We start from the raw sequence: 1,782 nt of genomic DNA, 5'->3' as shown, positions 1-1,782 counted from the left end.
CGGCCTAGTCGGATCCCCTCACCGGACATTTCCGAGGGCCTTTGTCATCGCGTTCAGGACGACATGGGTTGAGGCTGCGCCTGGGTCGATGTGTCCGACCGAACGCGGGCCGAGCTTCTTCGATCGGCCGCGACGGCTCTCCATGTCCCGGGTCGCTTCGGCGCCGGCCTGCGCTCCCGCCGTGGCCGCTTGCAGCACGCCAAGCGCATCCGCGCCGCCGTCCGCTGCCTGCCGCGCCGCTTCCGCCGCCGGTTTCCAGGCATCGATCATCGTCTTGTCGCCCGGCGCGGCCCCGCCACGCCCCAGGATGCCCGCCAGCATGCCTTCGACAAAGGCCGCCGTGGCCTGCGCGTCGAGGTTCAGCCGGTCGTCCACCGCCTTGCCGGCCGTGTTGAAGGCCGATGCGTAGAGCGGGCCGGACGACGCGCCCACGGCATCGAGGAACGCCTTGGCCATTCGGGTGCAGGTCTGGCTGATGGTGTCGTCGGCCGCGGCGGCGTCCAGTTCCTTTCGCACCGCCGTCCAGCCAATATCCATCGTCACCCCGTGGTCGCCGTCACCGATCACGCCGTCGAGCTCGCTCAGGCGGTCACGCTCCCGCGCAATCGCCGCGCCGGCGGCGTGCATCATCGCCCGGAACCGGTCTGGCGAGATCGGCCCGCCGGTCTTCAGGCTGCCGCGGTCGATCTGAACGACCTTCCGGGCGGCCTCGTAGCTGCGTGCGCTGCGCCGGGCGCCGGGCACCGGCGCGGGCGCCTGCCCCACGGTCAGGGCCGGTGTGCGGCAGGGATGATCCAGGAGGGCCTTGAGGTCCTCGTCGAGCTTCAGCAGCGTCACCGAGGCTCCGGCCATCTCCAGGGAGGTGCAATACTCGCCCACCCAGCTGTGGTGGATCCTGATATCCTTCCCGCCGAGGATCTGCGCCACCCGACGGTGCAGCAGATAGAGCTCCATCAACGAGGTGGAGCCCAGACCGTTCACGAGCACCGCCACCTCCGAGCCAGCCTCGAGCGGCATCTCGTCCAGGATCGGCGCCATGAGCTGGTCGGTCACGCTGTCGGCGGTGTCCACCTTGTCGCGCCGCATCCCGGGTTCACCGTGGATGCCCATGCCGATCTCCATCTCGTCATCGCCGATCTCGAAGTTCGGCCGCAGGGTCTGCGGCATCGAGCAGGCCGAGAGCGCAACCCCCATCGACAGCGTGGCGGCATTCGCCTTGCGCGCCGCGGCCTCGACATCGTCCAGCCTGCGCCCCATGTCGGCCGCGGCCCCGGCTATCTTGAAGACGAAGAAGTCGCCGGCGATCCCGCGCCGTTCCGCGGCCTTCTCCCGCGGCGCCGACGCCACGTCGTCGATCACCTGCACGGAACGCACGTCGATCCCGAGGCTCGCGCATTCCTCCGCCGCCATGTCGAAGTTCAGCACGTCGCCCATGTAGTTCCCGTAGAGGAACATCACACCCGCGCCGCCATCCACCGCGAGCGCGGCCTCCTTGATCTGTTCGGGCGAGGGAGACGCAAAGACATTGCCAACCGCGGCCGCATCCGCGAGCCCGCGCCCGACATAGCCCGAAAACGCCGGCTCATGGCCCGAGCCGCCACCGATCACGATGCCGACCTTGCCGTCGCGCGGGCCATCAACCGCAACAACCGCCCGGCCCATGCTGCCCTCGACACGGAGCATGTCCGGATGCGCAGACACCATCCCCTCGATCAACTCCGAAATGATCGCCTCCGGCGCATTCATCAACTTCTTCGTTCGATGCTCCGTATCAACCATATC

1 protein-coding gene is annotated in these 1,782 nt (G+C 68.7%); it reads right to left on the bottom strand.

Annotated elements, in window-relative coordinates; all coding sequences use genetic code 11:
* Positions 1-18: 18 nt before the first annotated feature.
* The gene (gene dhaL / locus ARC39_RS25075) at positions 19-1,779 is read right to left on the bottom strand and encodes a dihydroxyacetone kinase subunit DhaL (protein WP_068119608.1); all 1,761 of its coding nucleotides are present in this window, start codon (positions 1,777-1,779) and stop codon (positions 19-21) included.
* Positions 1,780-1,782: the final 3 nt, after the last annotated feature.

Origin of the sequence: Tropicimonas marinistellae (assembly GCF_001509585.1) — a bacterium.
Classification (GTDB): domain Bacteria; phylum Pseudomonadota; class Alphaproteobacteria; order Rhodobacterales; family Rhodobacteraceae; genus Tropicimonas; species Tropicimonas marinistellae.
This window is presented reverse-complemented; position numbering and strand designations above follow the sequence as displayed.

What these genes read in the sequence shown, in the direction of transcription:
- dhaL (WP_068119608.1), bottom strand. Translation starts at nt 1,779, where the DNA reads ATGGTTGATACGGAGCATCGAACGAAGAAGTTGATGAATGCGCCGGAG.